A 20,682-nucleotide genomic window follows, 5' to 3' on the forward strand; every position below is an offset into this window, starting at 1 on the left:
CCGTGCCGCACATGGGTGGGGGTCTTTTTGTTTCAGCCCCACCGGAGCTTTACGGCGGTCGCCTCGCTCAGGCTCTGGGAGACGAAGGACGTGCGATTGACCCCCACGTCGAAGTGCCAGCCGCCCCGAAGATGTTCTTCCGCCCAGGCATCCCACTCTGCCGCCCACTCGTCTCGGGCCGGACCTTCGTCGGACCACGTGGTGATCGTGACCTGATGATCGCGCGGGGCCGGCTCCGGCAAGTGCCCGTACGGGTTGTTGCGGTCGAGGGCGTGACCGAGACGGTACATGGCGTGAAGCCACGCGGTGTTGCGGGCCGAAGCGTAGTTCTGCCGAAGGAGCCGTGCGGCTTCCGCCCGCTGCTCATTGTCGGTCCGCTGTCTCGCCACGCGCGGGTCGAGTTCCAAGTAGACCTTGAAGTCCCCCGCCTCGTTGAAGGCTTGGGTGAAGTGGCCCTCATCATCGGCCGCGCCACCGATGATATAGGACTCGACAAAGCGGTTGGTGGGATCGGAGATGTAGAACTTGCCGATGTTGATGTGCACCCGGTTGGGGTAAGCGATGATCGCCCCGCCCATCTCGGACGCCTTCTTCGAGTAGTTCTTCGCCGCCTTCGCTCCCAGCCGCTTCAGGATGCTGGTCTCATCGAAGCGGAACACCTGGGTGTAATCGGACCCGAAAAGCTGCTCCCTGATATGAACGATCCCTCTCGACATGTGCTCTCTCCTTCGCCGATGAAGGTCTCACGAAGGCGACCCGAGATCAAGGTGAAGGTTAGGCGATGGTTAATTTCCACAGCACTCATCGAAGACTGGTTCAGTGCTCGGTCTCCCTGAGCATCGCCTGAACCTGACGCAAGACCGTCACCGCCTCATCGTTGCGCCCCTGACGGATCAACTCTTGCGCCCGGTTGAGGAGATCGGTGATGCGGTCGTCGCGGGTCACGTCAGTAGCCGATCTGATCGACGAACGGCTTCAGCACCCGCATCGCGTGGCCGTTCCCGTAGTTGTCGTGACTGTCCTTGCGCGCCCCACGGTGTCCGACGATGCGCCGCTCGATGTCGGGCGTCATGCCGGCCATGTTGCGCAGCCGGTCGTGCGCGCGGTGGCGAAGCGAGTAGACGTTCTTGTTCGTGTCGGTGATGCCGACGCGACGGAATGCCCGCAGCAGGTTCTTCGAGACGTTCTTGCAACTGTCGGTGAAGAGCGGCCCGGTGATCTTCTCGGGAAGGTACGGGAGCAGGCAATCGGGGAGAGGCACCCGGCGCTTCGACACCTTCGTCTTGCCGCGACGCTTCCCGTTCTCGTCGTCCTCGGCGATGTAAACGAAGCGGATACCGTCCTCCACGTCCTCGCTCTCGATGGTGTACGCCTCGGAGTGGCGCATCCCCATGGTCGCACAGAGGAGCCACAACAGCCGCTCGTTTGGCCCAAGCTTCGGCAGCATGTGGTCACGGCACAGCTTCACCTCGTCTTCGGTCAGCGGCAGAACCTCTTTGGCGTCATCGACGTGAATGATCGCCCGCTCGAACGGGTTGATGTTCGTCGCCAAGAATTCCGGGTCGTGGGTGAGGGGAGCCCGGAGATAATTGATTTTTTTAACGATCGTCGCGTTCTTCGCACCCTTCGCCCGCAAGTGCTCGGCGTAGGCGCGCCCGTCCGTCCGGGTGCAGTCCTTCATCGCGCGCCCGCCGCAGAACGCCTTGAAGTCCGCCCACGTGTCTCGGGCTTCCTTGTTATAGTAAGGGTTGCGCGTCTTCGCTTCGAGGAACTTTTCAAGCATCGCAGCGTCCGAACCGTCATCCACAGGCTTTTTTTCACGCGGCTTCCGACCCTGGATGAGCGCGGCGAACTGCGGATGCGCCCGCGCGGCGAGCGGGGCGAAATGCGGCGCGAATTCGATCTTCGCGTTCGCCGGCAGGGGCGGGGGATCGGTTGGGTCGTAGTCGTGGGTTCCCGCCACCTTCAGCGGGTTGGCGGTGGTCGTCGTCAGACCGTCCTTGATGAGATAGATTGTCGCACCCGACACGATCTGAACCGAGCCGTCGTCCAGGGTCGTGTGACCATCCTCGTGCCGGTAGCCAAAGCCGGTGAAGGCGAGCGGCTGCTTCGATCGGCGCAGCGCCAACAACTCCGCCTTGTGCGCCTGGATCAGGGGGAGGGCGAGCACTTCGGCTTCGTCCCGCTTCGACGTTCCCAGGCTCCGGCGGACGGTGGCTCGACCCATCTCGGCGGGGAACTGAAGCCGGATGCGCCACATGTCGGAGCCCGGCTTCCGAAACAGATACTCGCCCCTGCGCCCGGCCATGTCTGAACCCGTTTAGTCACCCCGTTCAGACACGAATTTAGTCACCCATTTAGTCACCGTCTATGTCGTTGTTTTTTCTGACGAAATGACCTGTGGAAACCGGTTGGTGCCGCCTCCCTCTTGCGGCACCAGCACCATTTTTCCATTCAAAAACAAGCACTTAGGTTGAGCTGATCTTTAGCATAGCTACAGGTCTCAGCTACAGTTGCCCCATGCCTCGTCGAGTTCGACCGCGATCTCGTCGCTGACCACGAATCGCCCGGCCCGGTCGTGCCAGGGCAGGGTGTAGTGACGCTCCCGCCACCATGCGCGAAACTCGGCGGTGTCCTCCTTCGGAATCTGCTGCCAGTTGTCGGAGCGATCCTCGGGCTGCGTGTCCCGCTCGATTTTCATCAGGGTGTAGCTGTAGGGGGTGCTCCCCGGATGTTCGGCCTCGTCCGGGTAGGCGACGATCTCGACGACGAACGACATGGGGTCTCCTGACTGGTGAGCCACCCTGGCCCGGCATGCCTTGCCGATTCGTTCAGGGGCACTCGAATTCGTGCTTCAGGTCCGGGTTGTCCCAGCGCATCTTCAGTTCCACCGCGAGGTCGCGGGCGATCTCGGTCTCTACGTAATCTCGCTCGTACGGACCGATTCCCCGCGCAGCGCACCACTCGGCCATCGCCTCCCACTCGTCATCGCGGACGAACTGCGTCGGGGGCTCGTCGTCGGTATTCCGCGTGCGGGGAGACCCTGCGGGCTCGTACAGCCTGTAGGCGTACGGGAAGCCGGTGCGCTCATCCAAGTAGTAATCGATGGCGAAGAACACCAGCGTCGGCTCCAAGTGGAGCCGCGAGCGTACCACCCGAATCGTTGACAAACCTTTCCTCAACTATTCAGCGCAAGCAACAAAGTAAACCGAATCACAAGCTTGTCAATGCTCCAAGTATTCGTCTACTTGCTCAACTACAGTAAAGAATAGGCGTTTGCCATAGTCTGAAAGATGCGGCATGACTCGGCCTTCGCGTCGAGCGCATGCGAAAAACCCGGCCGCCTTTAGAGAGGCAGACCGGGTTTGATTCGAACGGGTGTGTAGGAAGCCCCGTTTTAGCAGTCTTAAAAAAGGGGTGCAACTCCCCCGGCGAAGCTCTGTCTTGTGCGCTCGACTTCATGAACGGGGTCGAAGATGAATCCGCCGAAGTACGTCGAGCGCTGGTCCAACATCGAGGCTCGCAAGCGCGAGAATGAGCGCCAGCGAACCGACTGGCGCTACCGCCGTCCCTACGATCCGGCGAACGCCACTGACGAGGAACACCACCACGAATGGTGGCGGCGTACGCGTCCCGCGGTTTCGAATTTCCAGATGAAGCGGGGCAAGCGCGACTACGATCGTGGTCTCGGCAAACTGGAGCACTGGCAGGGCATCTACCGCCTGCCCAGGATCGTCAGGAGAGCCCTGAAGCGGCCGTTGGCCCCGCTCCTGATGTCAGGGCGCCGGAAGGTCATCGCGGCCGTGGACGCGCTCCTCACGCTGATCGGCCGGTATCACACCTCGCCCCGGAACTTCGTCGGTCGTGGCTGCGGAATCGGTGAGGACGGCGGATTCCTGCTCGACCGCCGCGGTCTGTCGGGTCCGTACGCCCCTCCCGGCTGCTCCGGCCTGACCGAGTGGTCGGCGCGTGAAGCCACGCAGTTCCTGCTCGAAGTCGGAATCATCGACCGGGTCACTCCGAAAGCCCTGATGGCCACCCAGGATCGGACTGGTCGATCGGGATTCTGGATGAAGGCCACGAAGGACAAGGCCACGGGTCGGATCAAGGCTGAGCCCATCCGGTATCGGCTCGGTCGGCTCTATCGCTCTCTCTTCTCGAAAGCCCTTGGTTGGTCCCAGCCGCCTGAGGTGCCTTCCGGAAAATCTCCCGTAGGTGAGAACATCACTTCTCAGGATAATAGGGACATTGATGTAGGAGCCGTGGGTGTATCTACGGGCGGTGAGCTTCTGGCGGCCACACGAAGTCCAGAAGAATGGTTGGCGATGTTCAAGCAGATTCAGCTTGAACGCTACGAGACGGACGCAGCCGAGCGGAAGGCCGCGGCCATGGCGGACCTTGAAATGCGAAAGGCGCGGCGGCTGGCCCGCGGATGGTGAGGCTATGAACGAGATCGACCTGTACGGCCCACACACCCCCATGCTCCTGTCGGAGGTTTGGGCCTTCGTCCGGCGCACTGGCATCGAGCGCCCGAGGATCACCTGGGAGGTGAACAACGGGAATCGGAAGCGCCGTCGCGTCACTTTCACCGACGCCAACTGCGCGCTCGTCTTCCGGCTGGAATTCGCGGCTTGATCGACAGGCCGCTGACGGGGCTGGAGAAGTACGTCGCCTTCCGTGAGAGCTACGTCGGGACGACCGCGGCCAAGCACATCATCGAGGTCCAGATACCGGAGCAGATGGCGGAAGCCGAGCAATGGCGGAAGGAAAGGCAGGGGCGGAGGACGCGACCGGATTCCAGTTAACGAAACGTGAGGAATCAGAGTTAACGGAATCTCATCCGAAGCGCTTGCGTAGTGCGAAGCGTTCGTTCTGGTTCCAACCCAGCAGGTAGCAGATGCCTCAACGCCGCATCGGGGTGTGCTACTATCCGCCGAATTCGTACAGAGCGGTCCCGAAATGTCAGATTCGATCAGCAAGCAGGATGCGGCGCGCAGATTAATAGAAGCGTCAATCGACCTATTTTTTGACGCCAAGGATAGCCTTGTCGTCTACAATCTTGCTTACTCTGCTTTCAAAGTGCTCTACGATTTATATTCCCATCATCAAAAAGATGATTTTGCGAAGCAGATCGATGCAGCCCTCGGCAAAAAAGGGTGGCAACATATGTCGGGAACTGCAAACTTCCTGAAGCATGCCGATAAAGACCCACAGGACGTACTTGAGCACCACCACCCATTTCAGAGTATGGTGATTCTTGTGCTGGCAGTCATTATGTATCGCCGCACATTCGGTGAGTCGTCGGTGAAAATGATGGCTTTCGACTATTGGACGGACGAACTTGTACATGATGAGATTGGCATCAGGGAAGTCGATGAAAATCCGGGAAGGGCTGAGTTTTCTCGGAATCTCAGAAAACAGATACAAGAACTTCCATTTGATCAGCAAATCATTGCCGGTAAGGCACTGTACGAGCAATTCATCGAGCACTACGAATCGGTTCGCGCCGCTGTCGAACTAGGTCAAGAAAAAGGTCTCACCATAACTGAAATTATTGACCAGCAAGAAGAAATCTATAGACAAAATCAGAATCAATCTGACTGACGATGGTCAGTGCATGGTCGTTTCTAGCAAACTGGATGGATATTTGAAGGGATGAATTTATATAGACAATATTTGTCCCTCAGGATAAATGTATATATCCTATCCTGAGAGAAAGAGATGAACAAAAAAGAAACTCAGTACAAAATCCTTCAAGCTTACGATCGGATTGTGGAAGATCGGGCGGGTAACGGTCGAGCGGAGCGTCTGCACGGCTACGAACAAGCCGTGCGGCATCGATCGAAGTTCGAATCCTGCGGCAGAGTTCTGACGAGTCCCTACGGGTGCGAGGTCACGCACTGGTGTCGCCGTCCGGCTTGCCCGACCTGTGCGACCTTCTGGGGACGCAAGCTCGGGAGCGCGCTGGCGGCGGCTTGTCCAGACGCCGCTCCTGACGATTATCGGATGGCAACCTTGATCCTCGGGCTCGTGCCAAGGCCGGAGGACGCCTTCGATCAATTCTGGGCTTGGCGTCGGTCCCTCGGCAACGCGGTCGATTACCGGCGTCGGGCAGCAGGAATCGATAGAGCGGGATGGCGCGGATTCGGGGCGGCCGGAAGCCTCGAACTCGATCAGTTCGAGACGGAGGAATTCCTCCGTCTCGGCACCAACAAGCAGGCGCAGTACCGGGCGTTAGGCTTCGAGCCGGAGCGGGCACGGGGGCCGCAATGGGTCACGACCGTGCACGCCCTGGTCCATGTGGGCACGCTCGGCGATGACACTGTGCGGACGTTCTTCCAGGGCGCTGCTCCGGTGGTCCACCTTCAGGGACTCCGCGAGGACAAGGACTTCATCGAGAGTGCCGAAGATATCCTCGGCTACGCGGCGAAGGTGTCGCTCGTGACTACGCTCTCGGGCGGCGAAACGCGGCCGTGGTCGCCGGACGCGATTGCGAGCTACGTCGCTGCGACCATGCAAAGCCATGGGCGTCAGGGATTCAAGGTCTTGATCCGGCCTACAGGCTTAAGAAAGAAATCAATCGTCGAATCCGCGTTGGGTTATCTTGAGCCAATGCCGGTCATTATTTGATTGTTGTTCCAATCAGAGAAATACTGTATACTATAATAGTAATAAGAGAGATTCTATGTACAAGTTCTACGTTAGTAAAGTGGTTGCCGCGCGCGACCTCGCTTCCCTCGTTGAGGTCCTCAATTCGCAAACTCGTGACGGCCATGTCGCCGATCAGACACGAATCGCTCGCGACCTCTGGCTCCTGCGCATCGCGTGCTCTGAGCGCGACGATGCTGCCCTCGTTCGTGGCCTGTAGGCGATCAGGGCGTGTTGTTCGGTCGGTCACACAAAGGCGTTGGGGGTATTGCCTCGCGTGGCTCCGGAGGCGTCCGCCAGCGCGAATTGCCCCCGCCCTGGTAGCGCGGGCGCTTCTTCGTTGGCCCGTGCTGATAGGCATCTGAGCGGGATTTCGATGGAGCCACGGGCTTGATGAGGCCCGTGGTATCGGATTCGGAGCAGAGGATTTCCCAGAGGCGCATCCGGTATTTAGCCGCCCGCGGCCTCACTCCGTGAGGGCGGAACTGCGCGTCTTTCAGAGTCTGACGGTTCGACATCGCCTTCAAAGGCTCGCCTGAACGCGGCGAACCTCGGCGGTCAGATCGATCGCCTGCGGCAGGCTACGTCCATCAGCGAAGCGGACGTAGCGCCGCCGGTCCCGGCTCGCCAAAACGTCAATCGGATCGTGCGGGGCCAGATACGCGCCAGCGATCCCGTAGCTCTCGTCGAAGACCACGTGGACGAAGTGGTCGAACAGGCCCTGCTTCACGGCCGGAACCTGCACGCGGTCCTCACGGCGACCGTCGAAGGGGTAGCGCCGCGAGCGGACCTCGATCCGGCCGAGGCTGGCGTCGGTGAGATCGTAGCCCTTGTTGACCCCGTTCGTCAGCACGCGGGCACCGAGGGCCTCGGCCACGAGGCGCGTGGCGTAGCCGCCCGCCTCGCGGATGCCATGCGTGGACCAGAGTTCCTTCTCGGAGGCGGACAGAAGGCGGAAGAGTTCGGCCATCTTGCGCTTGGAATACGTCATGGCGATGTGGCTGCCTTGGTTTCGAGAATGGGGCTCAGGGGCTCAGGGGCGACGGAAGCGGCGGGTGCGGTGGGTGACGGTGACGAGGTGTCCGCCGTCACCGATCACGGCGGAGACATCGAGCCAGGGCGAGATCACGCGCAGGCCGCGCTCGCCGCCCAGATGGCGCCGGAGGCGCCGCAGGGCCGACTTGTCGAAGACGAGGTGCTCGGCTCCGCTTGAGCGGATCGAGGTGCCGAAGGTTTCGAGGAGCCCGACGACGAGAGGCGGGATCGCTCGTTGCTGGAGGCGTTCCTTGGCGTGCAAGGTCATGGTGCTGGCGATCACGACCGGACCTCCGGCTTGGCGTCGCGACGCAGACTGACCTCCAGCGCCTTGCCCACGAACAGCGGCACATCGACATCAAGGCCGGTCGCCAGTTCCGCCGCGCGCTCGGCGTCGAAGGCGAAGGAGCCGATCTCCCAACTCGCGATCTCGGCGGCTGACCAAGCCTTGAGCGATGACGAAAGGATGGGCTCGAACTGCACGCGAAGCCGCTGGATCAGTTCGCCGAGTTCTTCCGCCGTCTGGACCGAGCCAAACCGGCTCCGCAGGTTCGGATCATCCCGCAGCCGGACCGGGGTCGGCTTGAACCCGCGCCGCCCCGCCAGCCAGCGCTTCGCCTCCTCGAATTCGACCTGGACGGGCTTGGAGCCCGGAATGGCTCTCAGCCCTCCCTCGTCCTTATCCGCCATGGCGTTGCGGACCGCTCCCTCGGACATGTTGGCGAGCAGCGCGAGTTCACGTGTCGTGAACTCGCCGCGCTCGACGATCTCCAGCTTCCATCGAGCGTAGGCGGCGTCGGCGATGGTCTGGCAGAGGCCATCCGGTCCCATGAAGGAGTGCGTGACGCCCGCCGAACCCGCTCGTCCGCCCACGCGCGGGGTGCCCTGCATGAAGACCAGTAGGTCCTGGACCTCTTCATCGAGTGCATTGGTCAGGCCGGGCTCGAAGACGAAGCCATAGGCCCTCTCGAAGGTCTTGCTGATCTGGAACCGGCCGAGATCAACGCGAGCGGGATCGAGATCACAGAACTCGTGCTCCCCCTCTTCCTCCCGCAAGGGGAACCCGAGGAACCGCTCGGCCGCCTCCTCGCCCGCGCCCATGGCGATGTGATCGGCCTCGTAGAGAAAGATCGTCCGAAGCTCGTCGAGCATCTGCTCCATCGTGAACCGCGCCATTTATGATCTCCACGCTTCATGTTTGCGTATCACTGATATGGACGAGCGCGATCCGGTTCGCAAGCCTAAAATGCGAAGATGATGCATGTTTGCGTATTTTGCTTGCTCGCCGGGTTCTGACCTGTGATAATGAGGCTTATCAAAGCCCAGACGGGTTGCGGCTGGATGAGGAGAGCGGGTCATGGCGGGAGCGGACGACAACGGACGGGACACGCTCGACCGCCTCACCGCCGAGGCGGCCCGGCTCCACTACGAGCAGGTCGCGCGACTCCTGCGGCTGCGGGCGCGCGGCGCGGACACCGCCCGAGCGGTCCGGCTGCTCCTCGTCCTCGGCGACTGCCTCGATGGCCTGCGCGGGCACCAGCGACAGCTTGCGGAGGCGCGGCCATGAAACCGGAGAAGTGGCCCGGAGCGGCGAACGAAGCGCTGGCTGCTCTCATCGCGGATGGCGAAGCGCGGCGCGCACAACAGTTGCAGGACCTGCTCGACTACGCTGAGCGCAGCTATGGCCAGGGCATGGCGGAGGCGCTGGACGCCCTGCGCCGGACCGAGGAGAGCCTTGCGTCCCTGCGCGGTCAGCAGGGATACCGACGTGCGCACGGAGAGGCCCGATGAGCACACTGCCTGTTCCCGCCTTGGCAAGCATCCCCACCCTCGGCCTCGATGCCGTGGTCGAGCGGGCCGCCGGGCTCGCTCGGCAGGCGCGCGCGCCGAACACGCTCCGGGCCTACGAGAGCGACTGGCGGGAATTCGAGCGCTGGTGCGCTACGCAGGGATTCGGCCCGATGCCCGCTCCACCGGCCGTGGTCGGGCTCTACCTCGCCGCGCACGAGCACCTGTCCGTCGCCACCCTGTCGCGGCGGGTCAGCAGCATCGCCGCCCAACACCGGCAGGCCGGACACAGCCTCGACACCCGCCACCCCGCCATCACCGATGTGCTGCGCGGCCTGCGCCGCGAGCGTGGCTCCGCCCAGCGCCGTGCCGAGGCTCTGACCGTGGGGCACCTCCGGCAGGTATTGGCTGATCTCGGTGACGGTCTCGGTGATCTTCGCGATCGCGCCCTGCTGCTGGTCGGCACGGCCGCCGCGCTCCGGCGCTCGGAACTTGTGGCTCTCGACGTTGCCGACGTTGCCGTGTTGCCTGAGGGACTGAGGGTCACGATCCGCCAGAGCAAGACCGATTCCGAGGGGCACGGAGCCGTGCTTGCAGTCGGCCGCACCGGTCGCCTCACCTGCCCGGCCGCCGCCTACGAACGGTGGCTTGCCGCCGCCGGGATCGCGGAGGGGGCGGCCTTCCGTGCCGTCGATCGCCACAGCCGTCTCGGTGGGCGGCTGTCTGGCAACGCCGTCGCCCTGATCGTCCAGCGCCGCGCCGCCGCTGCCGGGCTCGATGCGGCAGCTTTCAGCGGTCACAGCCTGAGGAGCGGATTCGCCACGAGCGCCGCCCGCGCGGGAATGGGCGAGTTCAAGATCGCCGCGCAGACCCGGCACGCCTCGCTCGCCGTCCTGCGCCGCTACGTGCGGGAGGGCCGCCTGTTCGAGGAGAACCTCGCCCAGGAAATCGGCCTTTGAGCGAATGTTAGGTTCTCACCACGGGCACTTTGTAGATGGAAATTTTTATCGATGAAGCTGGGCAATTCACGAAGCACACCGGCTGGAGCGCAATCTGTGCGTTGACACTTCCTCACAGAGAGGTTGGTCAAGCTCGCCGGAAAATTTCTTACTCGACGAAGGATTGGCCTCGCGCCCCGAATGGAGAGCTAAAAGGCGGCTCCCTAGATGTTGATCACCTGCGTAAGCTGAGCGACCTGTTGTTCGAGCGAGGCGCTCTTTTGCATCTATCTGCTATCGATATGGGAATCGAATCAGATGAAGGATTAGCCGTTCATAAAAATCTACAATGTGAGAGTATGACTCGAAATCTTACCGAGGAGCATCATCCCGACGTAATAGCTCGCATCTGGGAATTGAGGCGAACGCTCGAACGCATGCCGATGCAGCTATATGTTCAAACAGTCCTGATGCGTGACCTTGTTGCTTCAGTGATCGAGGATACGACGCTCTATTTCTCACAGCGTCGGCCGCAAGAACTGGCTATCTTCGAATGGACAATCGACGCCAAAGACCCTTTGAAAGTAACAACTCACGAGCAGTGGTGGCTCGATACAGTTGGCCCTTTACTGGAGAGTCGAGGCCGCACGAAACCCCTTAAGGCTCTCGCCGACCCTTCGGCAGACTACAGCTTCTTCGATAAATCTTTTTCCCTCCAAAAGGAACTATGGCATCCGCATGAGGAGAGGAAGGTTGTTGATGGATACGACATCCGTAAGGTCGTGATAGACAACATCAATTTTGTTGACTCTCGGACCGATGTATTGATTCAATCAATAGACATATTCAGCAACTTTTTCCGCCGCCTTCTCAATGAGCATGTGAGCGATCCTGAAGTTGCTCGATGTCTCGGAAGGAACCAGATAAAACGCAAGATTGATGGTAATTACCAAAGCGCTAGTCTTCTGAGCTTGTCCTGTGATGGTAGCGAAAGGTTTGACTCAATAGGGGGTCTAATACAACTAATGGGCCAATCTGGACGGCCTATGTTGCTGCCGAAGCGCACATCTTCGAAACGCGGCAACATAAAATCCCAAGTAAAAATTGATAGCGTCGGTAGGAGTAAAGCTGCGCCTGTTAGGTTAGGATGACATCAATAATTTGCGGAGTCATAATGCTGTTTAGTAGTTAATTTCGTCGATCCAACGCTTCAGAAGAGCAATCGAGAATTTGCCGTAGTTTCCATGGTCGCCGTTCTCGTGACCGACGATCTCCTTCTGTACGTCGATCGGGCACTCGATCTCGCGCAGGCGGGTGTGGACGCGATGGCGCAGGGAGTAGACCACCTTGCGCTTGTCCTTGGTCACTACCCGTCGCACCGCCCGGAGCAGGTTCTTCGAGATGTTCTTGAGGTTCGGGTCCTCGAACAGAGGGCCGGTGATTTTCGTTGGGAGATGAGGGAGCAGGCAGTCGGGCAGCGGCACGCGGCGCTTGCTCGAATCGGTCTTCTTCCCAACCCGCACGTAGCGAATCCCGTCCTCCCTGAACTCCTCACGAATCGCGAACGCCTCGGAGTGGCGCATGCCGGTGGCGGCGAGGATCAGCCACATCAACCGCTCGTCCTTGCCGAGCTTCGGCAGCATCTGGGCGTTGGCCAGCGCCATGTCGTCGGCGTCGAAGCAAAGCCGCTCCAACTTGTCGTCCTTGTGATCGACCACCTTGAAGAAAGGATTCCCTTTCAGGTCGCCCGTCTCGTTGGCGTGATTGATTGGAGCGGCGAGGAAGTTGACCCGTTTCACGACGGTCGCGGTCTTCAGGTCCTTGCTCCGGAGAAAGTCCACGTAGGCACGGCCATCGGTGCGGTCGCAGTCCTTGATCGGCTTGCCCCCGGTGAACACCTTGAACTCCGCCCAGGTTGAGCGGGCCTCGGCCGCGTAGCTGCCCGTGGTCTCGTGGCCCTTGTAGCGCAGGTACTCATCGAGCAGCGCCAGATCGCTATCCGTAGCTTTCGGCTTAGGCGTCGCTGCTTCCTTCTCAGCGGCCTGCTCGTACGGCTCCGAATCGAAACGCGCATCGAGGTTCACATGCCACTGGTCACGCTCCTCCTTCATCAGCGCACCGTCCTTGATGAACAGGGCTGACCACTCGGTCGAGATGATCCGCGTGCCGTCTTCGAGCATCGATTCGCCCAAAGGCCACTTTCGGGTGGCGGTGAGCTTGAAGCGCTCGTCCTTCCGATTTCGGAACTCCCAGAGGTCGAGCTTGTGCTGTTGGATCAGGGGGAGCGCCTTGATCCCGGCCTCGCTCCGATCGGCCGTCCCCAGACTCTTTTGAAGCGGCCTGCGACCCATCGCCTTGGGGTACTGCAAGCGCAGCCACCAGAACCGACTCTCGGCCCGCTGGTACAGGTAGTCGTGGGATCGGCAGCGCATCCCTCAGACCCGTTAGATACAGGTGGTAGATGCGGGATTAGCTACAGGCGCAGTGACAGGCTAGAGACCCTGATAACATTGATGTTTTTGGCTGTGGAGAATCCAAGGTTTCGCCTCCCTCTTGCGGCACCACTCTTCCAAGCTGCCGGGTTCCAGGCTTCGTTCCGTCAGAACGTCAGGCCGCCTCTCCTCCCTCGAACGGGCGCAGCATCACTCCGAGCCATTGGACCGGCTGCCCTGCAGAGAGACGCAGGTCCGCACCATGTCGCTCAGCGTCAACGACTTGGTGTCGCCGATATTGGCCACTTCTTCCAGGCAGCGCATGAAATAGCCGCTGTCGAGGTCGGGCGAGAGCGTGCTCATCGCCTTGCCGACGCGGTTGGTGAAATCGATCTTCTCGCTGGCTCCGGCGCGCGGCCACAGGGAGGCTTTGTCCTCCATCCTCAGCCGACCTGCCGCCAGGGAGGGATCGATGAGGGAAAGCGCGGCCAGTATCCCGATTGCTGCCGCTCGGCCCATCGCTTCGCTCCCCGTCGCGGCGTCGGATGCCGCCTCGCGATCTACTGATCCGACAGACCCAACACGAGGCGTTCTTCGATGTTGCGTTGGATACTAAATTTAAGTTGTTTCTCAGAGATTTATCCGCATTGGCTGAGGCCAGATGCCATTTCGTGAGGAAGGTTGACCCGCCACCAGAGGCTCCTGGCGGCAGGTCTGCCGACATCCGACCCGCCTCTAGCGAGAGCTTCCGCCGCCATTGCCGCCGCCGGCGCTGCCTTGCGGGATCGCGCGCTCCGGTTGGCCGGCATTGCCGCCTGCCGCAGAGTTGGTGGTGATGGTATCTGCTCCGGTGGCGCCGGGCGCGATAATGTAATCGACGGTGTTGCCGGTCGTGTTGGTCTGACGCTGGATGATCGTGCCCGGCGGAAATGGACCTCCCAACGGACCGGGAGGTTGCACCTGGGCGGTCGCCGCGCCCGAGCCGAGACAGCTCAAGGCGGCAAGGGTGAGAGCGGTGCGGCGCATATGAAACTCCTGAACGAAGGCCACGGAAACTCCTGAACCACGCAGGAAGGGCGGCTATGCGCATCCAAGTCCCTCGATAGCGACTCGGTTTCCTGGCGCCCCTGCGGCCTGATGACGACACCCGGCGTGGATGACGCCCGAGGCCGTGGTCCCATGGCTGACCTCGCGCAGAGAGCGACCGCGTCAGCAAATCCGAGCGATGGGCTGTATTGGGGCATGCCCGAGTAACGGGCGGCAACAAAAACAAAAAAGGCCGCCCCGAGGGACGGCCCGAAGTCTAGGGAGGAAACGCCCAAGAAGGGCTGCAGAACCGCGACGCCATCGCGATCCGGCATATCCCGTATTTCTCACGTTGCACTGCACAATGCAATTGGCGGCGCGTCGGAACGGGCATGCGCTGACTGCATATGCTGGCAACGCTCCATTCGACGGAGCCAAAGGCCCGCTCGCGAGTTCCGGTCCGCCTGATGCCGTTTTCGGATGCCTGAGATGCCTCGCTGGATGTTTGCCTTTCCCATCGTGCTGCTGCTGATGGCGGCGCTCATCGTGTTTGCCTTCACGCGCACCGGTCCGACCGACAATCAGAACACCCACGCGCCGCAGACCGGCCAGATGCGCTGACATCCCTGCCTCGCACGCTCCACTCTCCCCGCCTGCGAACCCTCTGGTCCGGTTCGGCCTGCGAATTGCAAAACCGATCTGCAGGATCGTTGGAAGGGCGTTGTCATGCGAGTTGAGTGCGCGGTGTTTCTGACCGGGTTGCTCATCCCTTCCGCATCGAGGGGACTGGAAGCGCCGTCGGACGTCGTCGCCTTCCTTGGGGCCGCGCGGCACCATATCGGCGAGCGTGTCACCCTCGAACATTGCCACCTCGTCTACACGACCGAGGAGGAGATCACCTGTGTCGGACTTCTGCCGAAGGACGCCGGAGGCGAGGTGCGGATGGCAGGCAAGCTCCTGATCCGCGTCGGTCCCGCGGAGACGTCGAGCCATCAGCGGGCTCTTGCCCACTGCGCCGGAGGCGCCCTCAACGGAAGCTGCGACGTGAGCGTGTCGGGTGAGGTCTACGATGCCGCGCGCTCCTTCGGACTGGACGAGGCGCGTCTGATCGGTCTGCGCGAGGCGGCGATCCGCTGGCCCGACTGAGAGGACGGACGTAGGGGAGGGGTGAACCGACGGGGGCTTACGGCGTTGGAACTTCTAGGGAGTTCACCGATGATCGCACGTCTCGTTTCCGTAGCGGGCCTCACGGCCCTCCTCGTTGTTCCGGCCGTCGCGCAGGGACCGGCTCAGACCGGCACCGGTGGTGACCCGGCCTCGACCATCTACGCGCCCAATACCTCGCCCGTCGGCCGGACCATGCCGCCGGCCGGGGCCGGAGGAGCACGCCGGGATTCGAACAATCCCGACCGCGAGACCGCCATGGAGCGGAAAGACGACAAGATCGACACCGGTATCTGCATCGGTTGCGACAAGTAGGCGAAGCCCGCGGGCGGTCGCAGCCGGTGCCGCTGTCACTCCGACCAGCGCAGGGCGGCGGCGGCGGCTAGGGTGCCGACCACCGCCGCGATCAGGCTCAAGGCGGCCAGCACGGCGAGCGGTGTCGCGAACGGCACCGTGCCGCCGAGAGCGGCCTCCGCCGCCGAGACGCCGAAGATCAGGGTCGGAATCATCAGCGGCAGCACGATGATCGCCAGGATCAGGCCACCGCGGCGGATGGTGGCGGTGAGGGCCGCGCCGACCGCGCCGATGAAGGCCAGAGCCGGCGTGCCCAGCGCGAGCGTCAGTGCCGTGGCGCCCATGGCCTTCGGCGAAAGCGCGACCAGCAGGCCGAACAGCGGCGAGGCGAGCGCCAGGGGCAGACCGGTGGTGAGCCAGGAGGCGAGCACCTTGGCCAGCACCACCAGTTCGAGCGGAACGGCGGCACCGGTCATCAGGTCGAGGGAGCCGTCCTCCTCGTCGGATTGAAACAGCCGGTCGAGCCCGATCAGGGTGGCGAGCACGGCGGACAGCCACAGGATCGCCGGGCCGATCCGCGAGAGCAGGTTCAGATCGGGCCCGAGGGCGAAGGGCACCAGAACCACGATCATCAGGAAGAAGACCAGCGACAGCGCGCCCGAGCCGCCGACACGGGCGGCGAGCTTCAGATCGCGGGCGAGCAGGGCGGAGAAGGCGCGCATCACAGCCACTCCTCCGCGGCGAACGCATCCTCGGCCGGGGCCGCGACAGGTCCGATGCGCAGCTCGCGGGCATCCTCAAGCCCGAGGGCTTGGTGCGTTGCAGCAATCACGATGCCGCCCTCAGCGCGGTGGTGTCGCATCAGGCCGGCAAGCACCCCTTGCGAAGCGAGGTCGAGGGCGGCGGTCGGCTCGTCGAGAAGCCAGACCGGGCGGCGACAGACGAGGAGCCGGGCCAGCGCCACCCGGCGCCTTTGTCCGGCAGAGAGGTAGCCCACCGGCAGCCGCGCCACATGCGGCAGGCCCAGCGCCTCCAGGGCCTGAACCGGAGAGGCGGCCGGGTGACCGAGAAGGTTGCGGGCGAATTCGAGATTCTCCGCCGCCGTCAGCGCCGATTTCAGTCCGTCCCGGTGCCCGACGACATGAAGGCATTCCGGCAATGTCGCCTCGCCGGTGCCCTCGACGCGAATGGCACCGGCATCGGGTTTGAGGCGACCGGAGAGCATAGTCAGCAGGCTCGATTTGCCGGCGCCGTTTCGTCCGGTCACCATCAGTCCTTCGCCGGGACCGACGGCGAAGGAGAGCCCGGCAAAGATCCGGCGCCCCGAACGGCGGCAGGCAAGATTCTCTACGATCAACCGCACGGATCGGCCTTGGATGAGGGGAGGGTCCGCACGTCTCGTCTTCGCCGCGTGGGAAGCTGAATGACCGCCCGCGATAAGAGGGGCGAGTCCGGATCGCGTCGGCGATCAGGCCGTTTGCGGCCTATAGCCGATCGTTCCGCGTCGCGCGAACCGCACGCATCGCCGGCGCATTGGTTCTGCGTTCCCAGAGGCGGATTGGCAGGATCGACTATCAGGGGTCACGAGCAGCCGCCCCTGGCCCCGACCCGCCTGACCGAGGAGGATGTGGCCGGGAGTCCGGCCGCGAGTGGCGGGAAGCCCCGGCTCGCCCGCCTCGTGCCCAACTGGCGCGACGCATTCCGGGCGGCCTTGCGCCGCTGCAACGCTCCGGCCAGGGCAGGCTGATCGAGCGGCTTTTGCACAGCGCTCGGGGCTGGAATGTCAGTCGCGCGGCTGTGTCATCGGGCCAGTAGCGGCCAATTTCGAAACGTTCTATAGACCGGCTCAGGCTGCGCCGCGCGATCATTCAAGGGCGTCCAAACCGCCCCTCGCGCACCATCCTGAGTGTCATTCGCGGGCCTTCCGGCCGCCGGGAGATCCCCGAGGGCACTCGCTACCCGGGCACCCCCGGGGCGGCGCGCGCTCCTTGGAGCGCATCCGGCCGAACACCTCTCGTGGCGCAGGTTATGCCTGCTCCGTGTTCGCTAACGCCAGCTCAGGACCGACTCGCCGTGGCATCGCTCGACAGTTTCAAGGCCCGCCAGACGCTTGAGGCAGGGGGCAAGACCTACTCCTACTACTCCATCCCCGAGGCACAGAAGAACGGCTTGGCCGACGCGACCGCGCTGCCGTTCTCGATGAAGGTGATCCTTGAGAACCTTCTCCGCTTCGAGGACGACCGCTCGGTCCGCAAGGGCGACATCGAGGCCGCCGTGGCGTGGCTCGGCAACAAGGGCAAGGCCGAGACTGAGATCGCCTTCCGCCCCTCCCGCGTGCTGATGCAGGATTTCACGGGCGTGCCCGCAGTGGTGGACCTCGCCGCCATGCGCGACGCCATGGTCGCGCTCGGCGGCGACCCCCAGAAGATCAACCCGCTGGTGCCGGTCGATCTCGTCATCGACCACTCGGTGATCGTCGACGAGTTCGGCACCCCGAAGGCGCTCGGCGACAACGTCGCCCTCGAATACGCCCGCAATGGCGAGCGCTACACCTTCCTGAAATGGGGGCAGTCGGCGTTCGATAACTTCTCCGTCGTGCCTCCCGGCACCGGCATCTGCCACCAGGTGAATCTCGAATACCTGTCGCAGACGGTGTGGACCGGGGCGGGTGGAGATGGAGATCCCTTCCCGTGTGCCTATCCGGACAGCCTCGTCGGCACCGATTCGCACACCACCATGGTCAACGGCCTCGCCGTGCTCGGCTGGGGCGTTGGCGGCATCGAGGCCGAGGCGGCCATGCTCGGTCAGCCGCTTTCGATGCTGATCCCCGAAGTCGTCGGCTTCAAGCTGTCGGGCAAGCTCCCCGAGGGAACCACCGCGACCGACCTCGTGCTCACCGTCACGCAGATGCTGCGCAAGAAGGGCGTGGTCGGTAAGTTCGTGGAGTTCTACGGTCCCGGCCTCGACGACATGCCGGTCGCCGACCGCGCCACGATCTCCAACATGGCGCCTGAATACGGCGCGACCTGCGGCTTCTTCCCGATCGACCAGAAGACCATCGACTTCCTGAAGGTCACCGGCAGGCAGGACGAACGCGTCGCGCTGGTCGAGGCCTACGCCAAGGCGCAGGGCATGTGGCGCGACGCCAAGACGCCCGATCCGGTCTTCACCGACACGCTCGAACTCGACATGGGCACGGTGCGCCCGTCGCTTGCCGGTCCGAAGCGCCCGCAGGACCGGGTGCTGCTCGATGCCGCCAAGGCCGGCTTTGCCGATTCCATGGAGAAGGAGTTCAAGAAGGCCGCCGACATCGCCAGCCGCTACGCGGTCGAAGGTACGAACTTCGACATCGGCCACGGCGACGTGGTGATCGCGGCGATCACCTCCTGCACCAACACCTCGAACCCGAGCGTGATGATCGGCGCCGGCCTGCTCGCCCGCAACGCGGTTGCCAAGGGCCTCTCCTCGAAGCCGTGGGTGAAGACCTCGCTCGCCCCCGGCTCGCAGGTCGTCGGCGAGTATTTGGAAAAGTCAGGCCTCCAGGCGAGCCTCGACGCGCTCGGCTTCAATCTCGTCGGCTTCGGTTGCACGACCTGCATCGGCAATTCGGGCCCGCTTCCGGCCCCGATCTCGAAGGCGATCAACGACAACGACGTGGTCGCGGCGGCCGTGCTCTCGGGCAACCGCAACTTCGAGGGCCGCGTGAACCCGGACGTGCGGGCTAACTACCTCGCCTCGCCGCCGCTGGTGGTGGCCTACGCGCTGGCCGGCTCGCTCCAGATCGACATCACCCGCGAGCCGCTCGGCCAGGGCTCGGACGGCAAGCCGGTCTACCTGAAGGACATCTGGCCGTCCTCGGAAGAGGTGAACCGCTTCATCGAGGAAAACATCACCTCGGAGCTGTTCAAGAGCCGCTACGCCGACGTGTTCGGCGGCGACGCCAACTGGAAGGGCGTCGAGGTCACTGAGGCGGAGACCTTCGCCTGGGATGCCGGCTCCACCTACGTGCAGAACCCGCCCTATTTCGAGGGCATGACCAAGACGCCCGACCCGATCACCGACATCGAGGGCGCGCGAATCCTCGGCCTGTTCCTCGACTCGATCACGACCGACCACATCTCGCCCGCCGGCAACATCCGCGCGGCGTCGCCCGCCGGTGAGTACCTGCAGTCGCATCAGGTGCGGGTGCAGGACTTCAACCAGTACGGCACGCGGCGCGGCAACCACGAGGTGATGATGCGGGGCACGTTCGCCAACATCCGCATCAAGAACCAGATGGTGCGGGACGAGAGCGGCAACGTCGTCGAAGGCGGCCTCACCCTGCATCAGCCCGACGGTGAGCGGATGTACATCTATGACGCCGCGCAGAAATACGCGGAGGAGGGCACGCCGCTCGTCGTCTTCGCCGGCAAGGAGTACGGCACCGGCTCGTCCCGCGACTGGGCGGCCAAGGGCACGAAGCTGCTCGGCGTGCGCGCCGTGATCGCCGAGAGCTTCGAGCGCATCCACCGCTCGAACCTCGTCGGCATGGGCGTGGTCCCGCTGGTCTTCCAGGGCGACACGTCCTGGCAGTCGCTGGGGCTGAAGGGCGACGAGACCGTGACGATCAAGGGGCTGGCGGGCGAGCTGAAGCCGCGCCAGACGCTCATCGCGGAGATCACCTCGGCGGACGGCTCGAAGCAGGAGGTGCCGCTGACCTGCCGGATCGATACCCTCGACGAGCTGGAATACTTCCGCAATGGCGGCATCCTGCCTTACGTGCTGCGCTCGCTCGCTGCGTAAGCATCAGCCGTTTCGGCGATCGAAAAAGCCTCTTCCGCAAGGGAGGGGCTTTTTTCGTCGTTGCGTCAATAGGCGGAGGACGAAGCGATGGAGACGCGAACCAAGCGCATCCTCCCGGGCATCGGCTTCACCCTACTGGTGGCTCTCACTTCGACAGGTGGGCTCCTGCTGGCAGTCCACTTCGCGATGAGGCCGAACCCCGCTTCGCGCCCGCTTTTGGCTGAAGGCTTGCCGCACGAACTCCGATCGGCGGATCGAGTCTTCGCGAAGCGTGTCCTGACGGCCTGCCCGGTCGGATTGCCGGAGGCCGATCTCGTTCGGACTCTCGACGCTCAAGGTTTCCAGCGCCGCGAGATCGAGGGGCGTCGACAATCGAGTTCCGTGCAGCAGGCATTTCCCTGCCAGCATACTTGGAGCTTCGACTGGATCGCGGACAATGAGGGTCGGATTGCCGAGATAAAGGCGAATGACGATCCGGTCTGCCTCTGAAACGTCTGGTATCCCCACAGGCCTTGCCGGCCCCAGTACGGTCGCTATAGCCGAGTGATCGAGCTCGGCCCTGCCCCCGGACCGAG

The 20,682-nt window shown here is 63.0% G+C and carries 26 protein-coding genes; 13 read left to right on the forward strand and 13 right to left on the reverse strand.

Features of this window, described 5'->3' with window-relative positions; genetic code table 11:
* Positions 1 to 32: 32 nt before the first annotated feature.
* The 5 genes from MFF24_RS02150 to MFF24_RS02165 all read right to left on the reverse strand — a co-directional run bounded on the left by MFF24_RS02150 (position 33) and on the right by MFF24_RS02165 (position 3,155).
* A complete protein-coding gene (locus MFF24_RS02150; RefSeq protein WP_238222038.1) occupies positions 33 to 716 on the reverse strand; it encodes a hypothetical protein in 684 nt (227 codons plus the stop codon).
* A gap of 100 nt (positions 717 to 816) precedes the next feature.
* On the reverse strand, positions 817 to 945 hold the full coding sequence (locus MFF24_RS28770) for a hypothetical protein (protein WP_283214468.1): 129 nt from the start codon (positions 943 to 945) through the stop codon (positions 817 to 819).
* Position 946: 1 nt separating this feature from the next.
* Positions 947 to 2,308 (reverse strand): site-specific integrase, encoded by a 1,362-nt coding sequence (locus tag MFF24_RS02155; RefSeq protein WP_238222041.1) that lies wholly within the window; start codon positions 2,306 to 2,308, stop codon positions 947 to 949.
* Positions 2,309 to 2,503: 195 nt separating this feature from the next.
* Positions 2,504 to 2,779, reverse strand: coding sequence for a hypothetical protein (locus MFF24_RS02160; RefSeq protein WP_238222042.1), 276 nt, complete (start codon positions 2,777 to 2,779; stop codon positions 2,504 to 2,506).
* A 52-nt stretch (positions 2,780 to 2,831) separates the two neighbouring features.
* Positions 2,832 to 3,155: a hypothetical protein gene (locus tag MFF24_RS02165; protein ID WP_238222044.1), complete on the reverse strand. Its 324-nt coding sequence runs from the start codon at positions 3,153 to 3,155 to the stop codon at positions 2,832 to 2,834.
* Positions 3,156 to 3,476: 321 nt separating this feature from the next.
* Between MFF24_RS02165 and MFF24_RS02170 the strand changes: the two genes are divergently transcribed.
* From MFF24_RS02170 to MFF24_RS02195, 6 genes are all read left to right on the forward strand, one after another.
* Positions 3,477 to 4,439, forward strand: a complete 963-nt coding sequence (locus MFF24_RS02170) for a hypothetical protein (RefSeq protein ID WP_238222047.1) — start codon at positions 3,477 to 3,479, stop codon at positions 4,437 to 4,439.
* Positions 4,440 to 4,443: 4 nt separating this feature from the next.
* On the forward strand, positions 4,444 to 4,635 hold the full coding sequence (locus tag MFF24_RS02175; protein ID WP_238222049.1) for a hypothetical protein: 192 nt from the start codon (positions 4,444 to 4,446) through the stop codon (positions 4,633 to 4,635).
* The gene (locus tag MFF24_RS02180) at positions 4,632 to 4,805 is read left to right on the forward strand and encodes a hypothetical protein (RefSeq protein WP_238222051.1); all 174 of its coding nucleotides are present in this window, start codon (positions 4,632 to 4,634) and stop codon (positions 4,803 to 4,805) included. Before MFF24_RS02175 ends, MFF24_RS02180 begins: the two co-directional genes overlap by 4 nt.
* Before the next feature lie 154 nt (positions 4,806 to 4,959).
* Positions 4,960 to 5,604 (forward strand): hypothetical protein, encoded by a 645-nt coding sequence (locus tag MFF24_RS02185; protein WP_238222053.1) that lies wholly within the window; start codon positions 4,960 to 4,962, stop codon positions 5,602 to 5,604.
* 402 nt (positions 5,605 to 6,006) lie between these two features.
* Positions 6,007 to 6,630, forward strand: coding sequence for a hypothetical protein (locus tag MFF24_RS02190; protein WP_238222055.1), 624 nt, complete (start codon positions 6,007 to 6,009; stop codon positions 6,628 to 6,630).
* Between the two features lie 55 nt (positions 6,631 to 6,685).
* Entirely contained in the window at positions 6,686 to 6,868 is a 183-nt protein-coding gene (locus tag MFF24_RS02195; RefSeq protein ID WP_238222057.1) for a hypothetical protein, read from the forward strand.
* A 303-nt stretch (positions 6,869 to 7,171) separates the two neighbouring features.
* Here MFF24_RS02195 and MFF24_RS02200 read toward each other — a convergent pair whose 3' ends face one another.
* The 3 genes from MFF24_RS02200 to MFF24_RS02210 are packed head-to-tail and all read right to left on the reverse strand — an operon-like array spanning position 7,172 to position 8,859.
* Positions 7,172 to 7,639 (reverse strand): hypothetical protein, encoded by a 468-nt coding sequence (locus MFF24_RS02200; RefSeq protein WP_238222059.1) that lies wholly within the window; start codon positions 7,637 to 7,639, stop codon positions 7,172 to 7,174.
* Positions 7,640 to 7,681: 42 nt separating this feature from the next.
* Positions 7,682 to 7,966 (reverse strand): hypothetical protein, encoded by a 285-nt coding sequence (locus MFF24_RS02205; RefSeq protein ID WP_238222061.1) that lies wholly within the window; start codon positions 7,964 to 7,966, stop codon positions 7,682 to 7,684.
* Positions 7,963 to 8,859, reverse strand: a complete 897-nt coding sequence (locus tag MFF24_RS02210) for a hypothetical protein (RefSeq protein WP_238222062.1) — start codon at positions 8,857 to 8,859, stop codon at positions 7,963 to 7,965. Before MFF24_RS02210 ends, MFF24_RS02205 begins: the two co-directional genes overlap by 4 nt.
* Before the next feature lie 181 nt (positions 8,860 to 9,040).
* Here MFF24_RS02210 and MFF24_RS02215 point away from each other — a divergent pair, with 181 nt between their 5' ends.
* From MFF24_RS02215 to MFF24_RS02230, 4 genes are read left to right on the forward strand one after another with little or no spacing between them, the layout of a single operon-like run.
* Positions 9,041 to 9,250 (forward strand): hypothetical protein, encoded by a 210-nt coding sequence (locus MFF24_RS02215; protein WP_238222064.1) that lies wholly within the window; start codon positions 9,041 to 9,043, stop codon positions 9,248 to 9,250.
* Positions 9,247 to 9,474, forward strand: a complete 228-nt coding sequence (locus MFF24_RS02220; RefSeq protein WP_238222066.1) for a hypothetical protein — start codon at positions 9,247 to 9,249, stop codon at positions 9,472 to 9,474. Before MFF24_RS02215 ends, MFF24_RS02220 begins: the two co-directional genes overlap by 4 nt.
* Positions 9,471 to 10,430, forward strand: a complete 960-nt coding sequence (locus MFF24_RS02225) for a site-specific integrase (RefSeq protein WP_238222068.1) — start codon at positions 9,471 to 9,473, stop codon at positions 10,428 to 10,430. The genes MFF24_RS02220 and MFF24_RS02225 overlap by 4 nt, the downstream gene beginning before the upstream one ends.
* A gap of 35 nt (positions 10,431 to 10,465) precedes the next feature.
* Complete coding sequence (locus MFF24_RS02230; RefSeq protein ID WP_238222070.1) at positions 10,466 to 11,560, forward strand: DUF3800 domain-containing protein; 1,095 nt, start codon at positions 10,466 to 10,468, stop codon at positions 11,558 to 11,560.
* 30 nt (positions 11,561 to 11,590) lie between these two features.
* On the opposite strand, the gene MFF24_RS02235 is transcribed toward MFF24_RS02230, so the two are convergent.
* From MFF24_RS02235 to MFF24_RS02245, 3 genes are all read right to left on the reverse strand, one after another.
* On the reverse strand, positions 11,591 to 12,778 hold the full coding sequence (locus MFF24_RS02235; protein ID WP_238222072.1) for a tyrosine-type recombinase/integrase: 1,188 nt from the start codon (positions 12,776 to 12,778) through the stop codon (positions 11,591 to 11,593).
* A gap of 273 nt (positions 12,779 to 13,051) precedes the next feature.
* Positions 13,052 to 13,360: a hypothetical protein gene (locus MFF24_RS02240; protein ID WP_238222075.1), complete on the reverse strand. Its 309-nt coding sequence runs from the start codon at positions 13,358 to 13,360 to the stop codon at positions 13,052 to 13,054.
* A gap of 216 nt (positions 13,361 to 13,576) precedes the next feature.
* Positions 13,577 to 13,867: a hypothetical protein gene (locus tag MFF24_RS02245; RefSeq protein WP_108940531.1), complete on the reverse strand. Its 291-nt coding sequence runs from the start codon at positions 13,865 to 13,867 to the stop codon at positions 13,577 to 13,579.
* Positions 13,868 to 14,593: 726 nt separating this feature from the next.
* Here MFF24_RS02245 and MFF24_RS02250 point away from each other — a divergent pair.
* Both MFF24_RS02250 and MFF24_RS02255 read left to right on the forward strand, forming a co-directional pair.
* On the forward strand, positions 14,594 to 15,013 hold the full coding sequence (locus MFF24_RS02250) for a hypothetical protein (RefSeq protein ID WP_238222077.1): 420 nt from the start codon (positions 14,594 to 14,596) through the stop codon (positions 15,011 to 15,013).
* Between the two features lie 69 nt (positions 15,014 to 15,082).
* Positions 15,083 to 15,346, forward strand: coding sequence for a hypothetical protein (locus MFF24_RS02255; protein ID WP_166059549.1), 264 nt, complete (start codon positions 15,083 to 15,085; stop codon positions 15,344 to 15,346).
* 35 nt (positions 15,347 to 15,381) lie between these two features.
* Here MFF24_RS02255 and ccmB read toward each other — a convergent pair whose 3' ends face one another.
* Together ccmB and ccmA are read right to left on the reverse strand one after the other, a co-directional pair.
* A complete protein-coding gene (ccmB, locus tag MFF24_RS02260) occupies positions 15,382 to 16,047 on the reverse strand; it encodes a heme exporter protein CcmB (protein ID WP_197711563.1) in 666 nt (221 codons plus the stop codon).
* The gene (gene ccmA, locus MFF24_RS02265) at positions 16,047 to 16,688 is read right to left on the reverse strand and encodes a heme ABC exporter ATP-binding protein CcmA (protein WP_238222079.1); all 642 of its coding nucleotides are present in this window, start codon (positions 16,686 to 16,688) and stop codon (positions 16,047 to 16,049) included. Before ccmA ends, ccmB begins: the two co-directional genes overlap by 1 nt.
* A gap of 710 nt (positions 16,689 to 17,398) precedes the next feature.
* On the opposite strand from ccmA, the gene acnA reads away from it, so the two are divergent.
* Positions 17,399 to 20,107 (forward strand): aconitate hydratase AcnA, encoded by a 2,709-nt coding sequence (gene acnA, locus MFF24_RS02270; RefSeq protein WP_283214469.1) that lies wholly within the window; start codon positions 17,399 to 17,401, stop codon positions 20,105 to 20,107.
* Positions 20,108 to 20,682 lie beyond the last annotated feature (575 nt).

Source organism: Methylorubrum aminovorans (assembly GCF_022179725.1).
GTDB classification, from domain to species: Bacteria; Pseudomonadota; Alphaproteobacteria; order Rhizobiales; family Beijerinckiaceae; genus Methylobacterium; species Methylobacterium aminovorans.

Coding starts and splice junctions, on each gene's coding strand:
- MFF24_RS02150 (WP_238222038.1), bottom strand. CDS start 716: ATGTCGAGAGGGATCGTTCATATCAGGGAGCAGCTTTTCGGGTCCGAT.
- MFF24_RS02155 (WP_238222041.1), bottom strand. CDS start 2,308: ATGGCCGGGCGCAGGGGCGAGTATCTGTTTCGGAAGCCGGGCTCCGAC.
- MFF24_RS02160 (WP_238222042.1), bottom strand. CDS start 2,779: ATGTCGTTCGTCGTCGAGATCGTCGCCTACCCGGACGAGGCCGAACAT.
- MFF24_RS02170 (WP_238222047.1), top strand. CDS start 3,477: ATGAATCCGCCGAAGTACGTCGAGCGCTGGTCCAACATCGAGGCTCGC.
- MFF24_RS02175 (WP_238222049.1), top strand. CDS start 4,444: ATGAACGAGATCGACCTGTACGGCCCACACACCCCCATGCTCCTGTCG.
- MFF24_RS02185 (WP_238222053.1), top strand. CDS start 4,960: ATGTCAGATTCGATCAGCAAGCAGGATGCGGCGCGCAGATTAATAGAA.
- MFF24_RS02190 (WP_238222055.1), top strand. CDS start 6,007: ATGGCAACCTTGATCCTCGGGCTCGTGCCAAGGCCGGAGGACGCCTTC.
- MFF24_RS02195 (WP_238222057.1), top strand. CDS start 6,686: ATGTACAAGTTCTACGTTAGTAAAGTGGTTGCCGCGCGCGACCTCGCT.
- MFF24_RS02200 (WP_238222059.1), bottom strand. CDS start 7,639: ATGACGTATTCCAAGCGCAAGATGGCCGAACTCTTCCGCCTTCTGTCC.
- MFF24_RS02210 (WP_238222062.1), bottom strand. CDS start 8,859: ATGGCGCGGTTCACGATGGAGCAGATGCTCGACGAGCTTCGGACGATC.
- MFF24_RS02215 (WP_238222064.1), top strand. CDS start 9,041: ATGGCGGGAGCGGACGACAACGGACGGGACACGCTCGACCGCCTCACC.
- MFF24_RS02220 (WP_238222066.1), top strand. CDS start 9,247: ATGAAACCGGAGAAGTGGCCCGGAGCGGCGAACGAAGCGCTGGCTGCT.
- MFF24_RS02225 (WP_238222068.1), top strand. CDS start 9,471: ATGAGCACACTGCCTGTTCCCGCCTTGGCAAGCATCCCCACCCTCGGC.
- MFF24_RS02230 (WP_238222070.1), top strand. CDS start 10,466: ATGGAAATTTTTATCGATGAAGCTGGGCAATTCACGAAGCACACCGGC.
- MFF24_RS02240 (WP_238222075.1), bottom strand. CDS start 13,360: ATGGGCCGAGCGGCAGCAATCGGGATACTGGCCGCGCTTTCCCTCATC.
- MFF24_RS02245 (WP_108940531.1), bottom strand. CDS start 13,867: ATGCGCCGCACCGCTCTCACCCTTGCCGCCTTGAGCTGTCTCGGCTCG.
- MFF24_RS02250 (WP_238222077.1), top strand. CDS start 14,594: ATGCGAGTTGAGTGCGCGGTGTTTCTGACCGGGTTGCTCATCCCTTCC.
- MFF24_RS02255 (WP_166059549.1), top strand. CDS start 15,083: ATGATCGCACGTCTCGTTTCCGTAGCGGGCCTCACGGCCCTCCTCGTT.
- ccmB (WP_197711563.1), bottom strand. CDS start 16,047: ATGCGCGCCTTCTCCGCCCTGCTCGCCCGCGATCTGAAGCTCGCCGCC.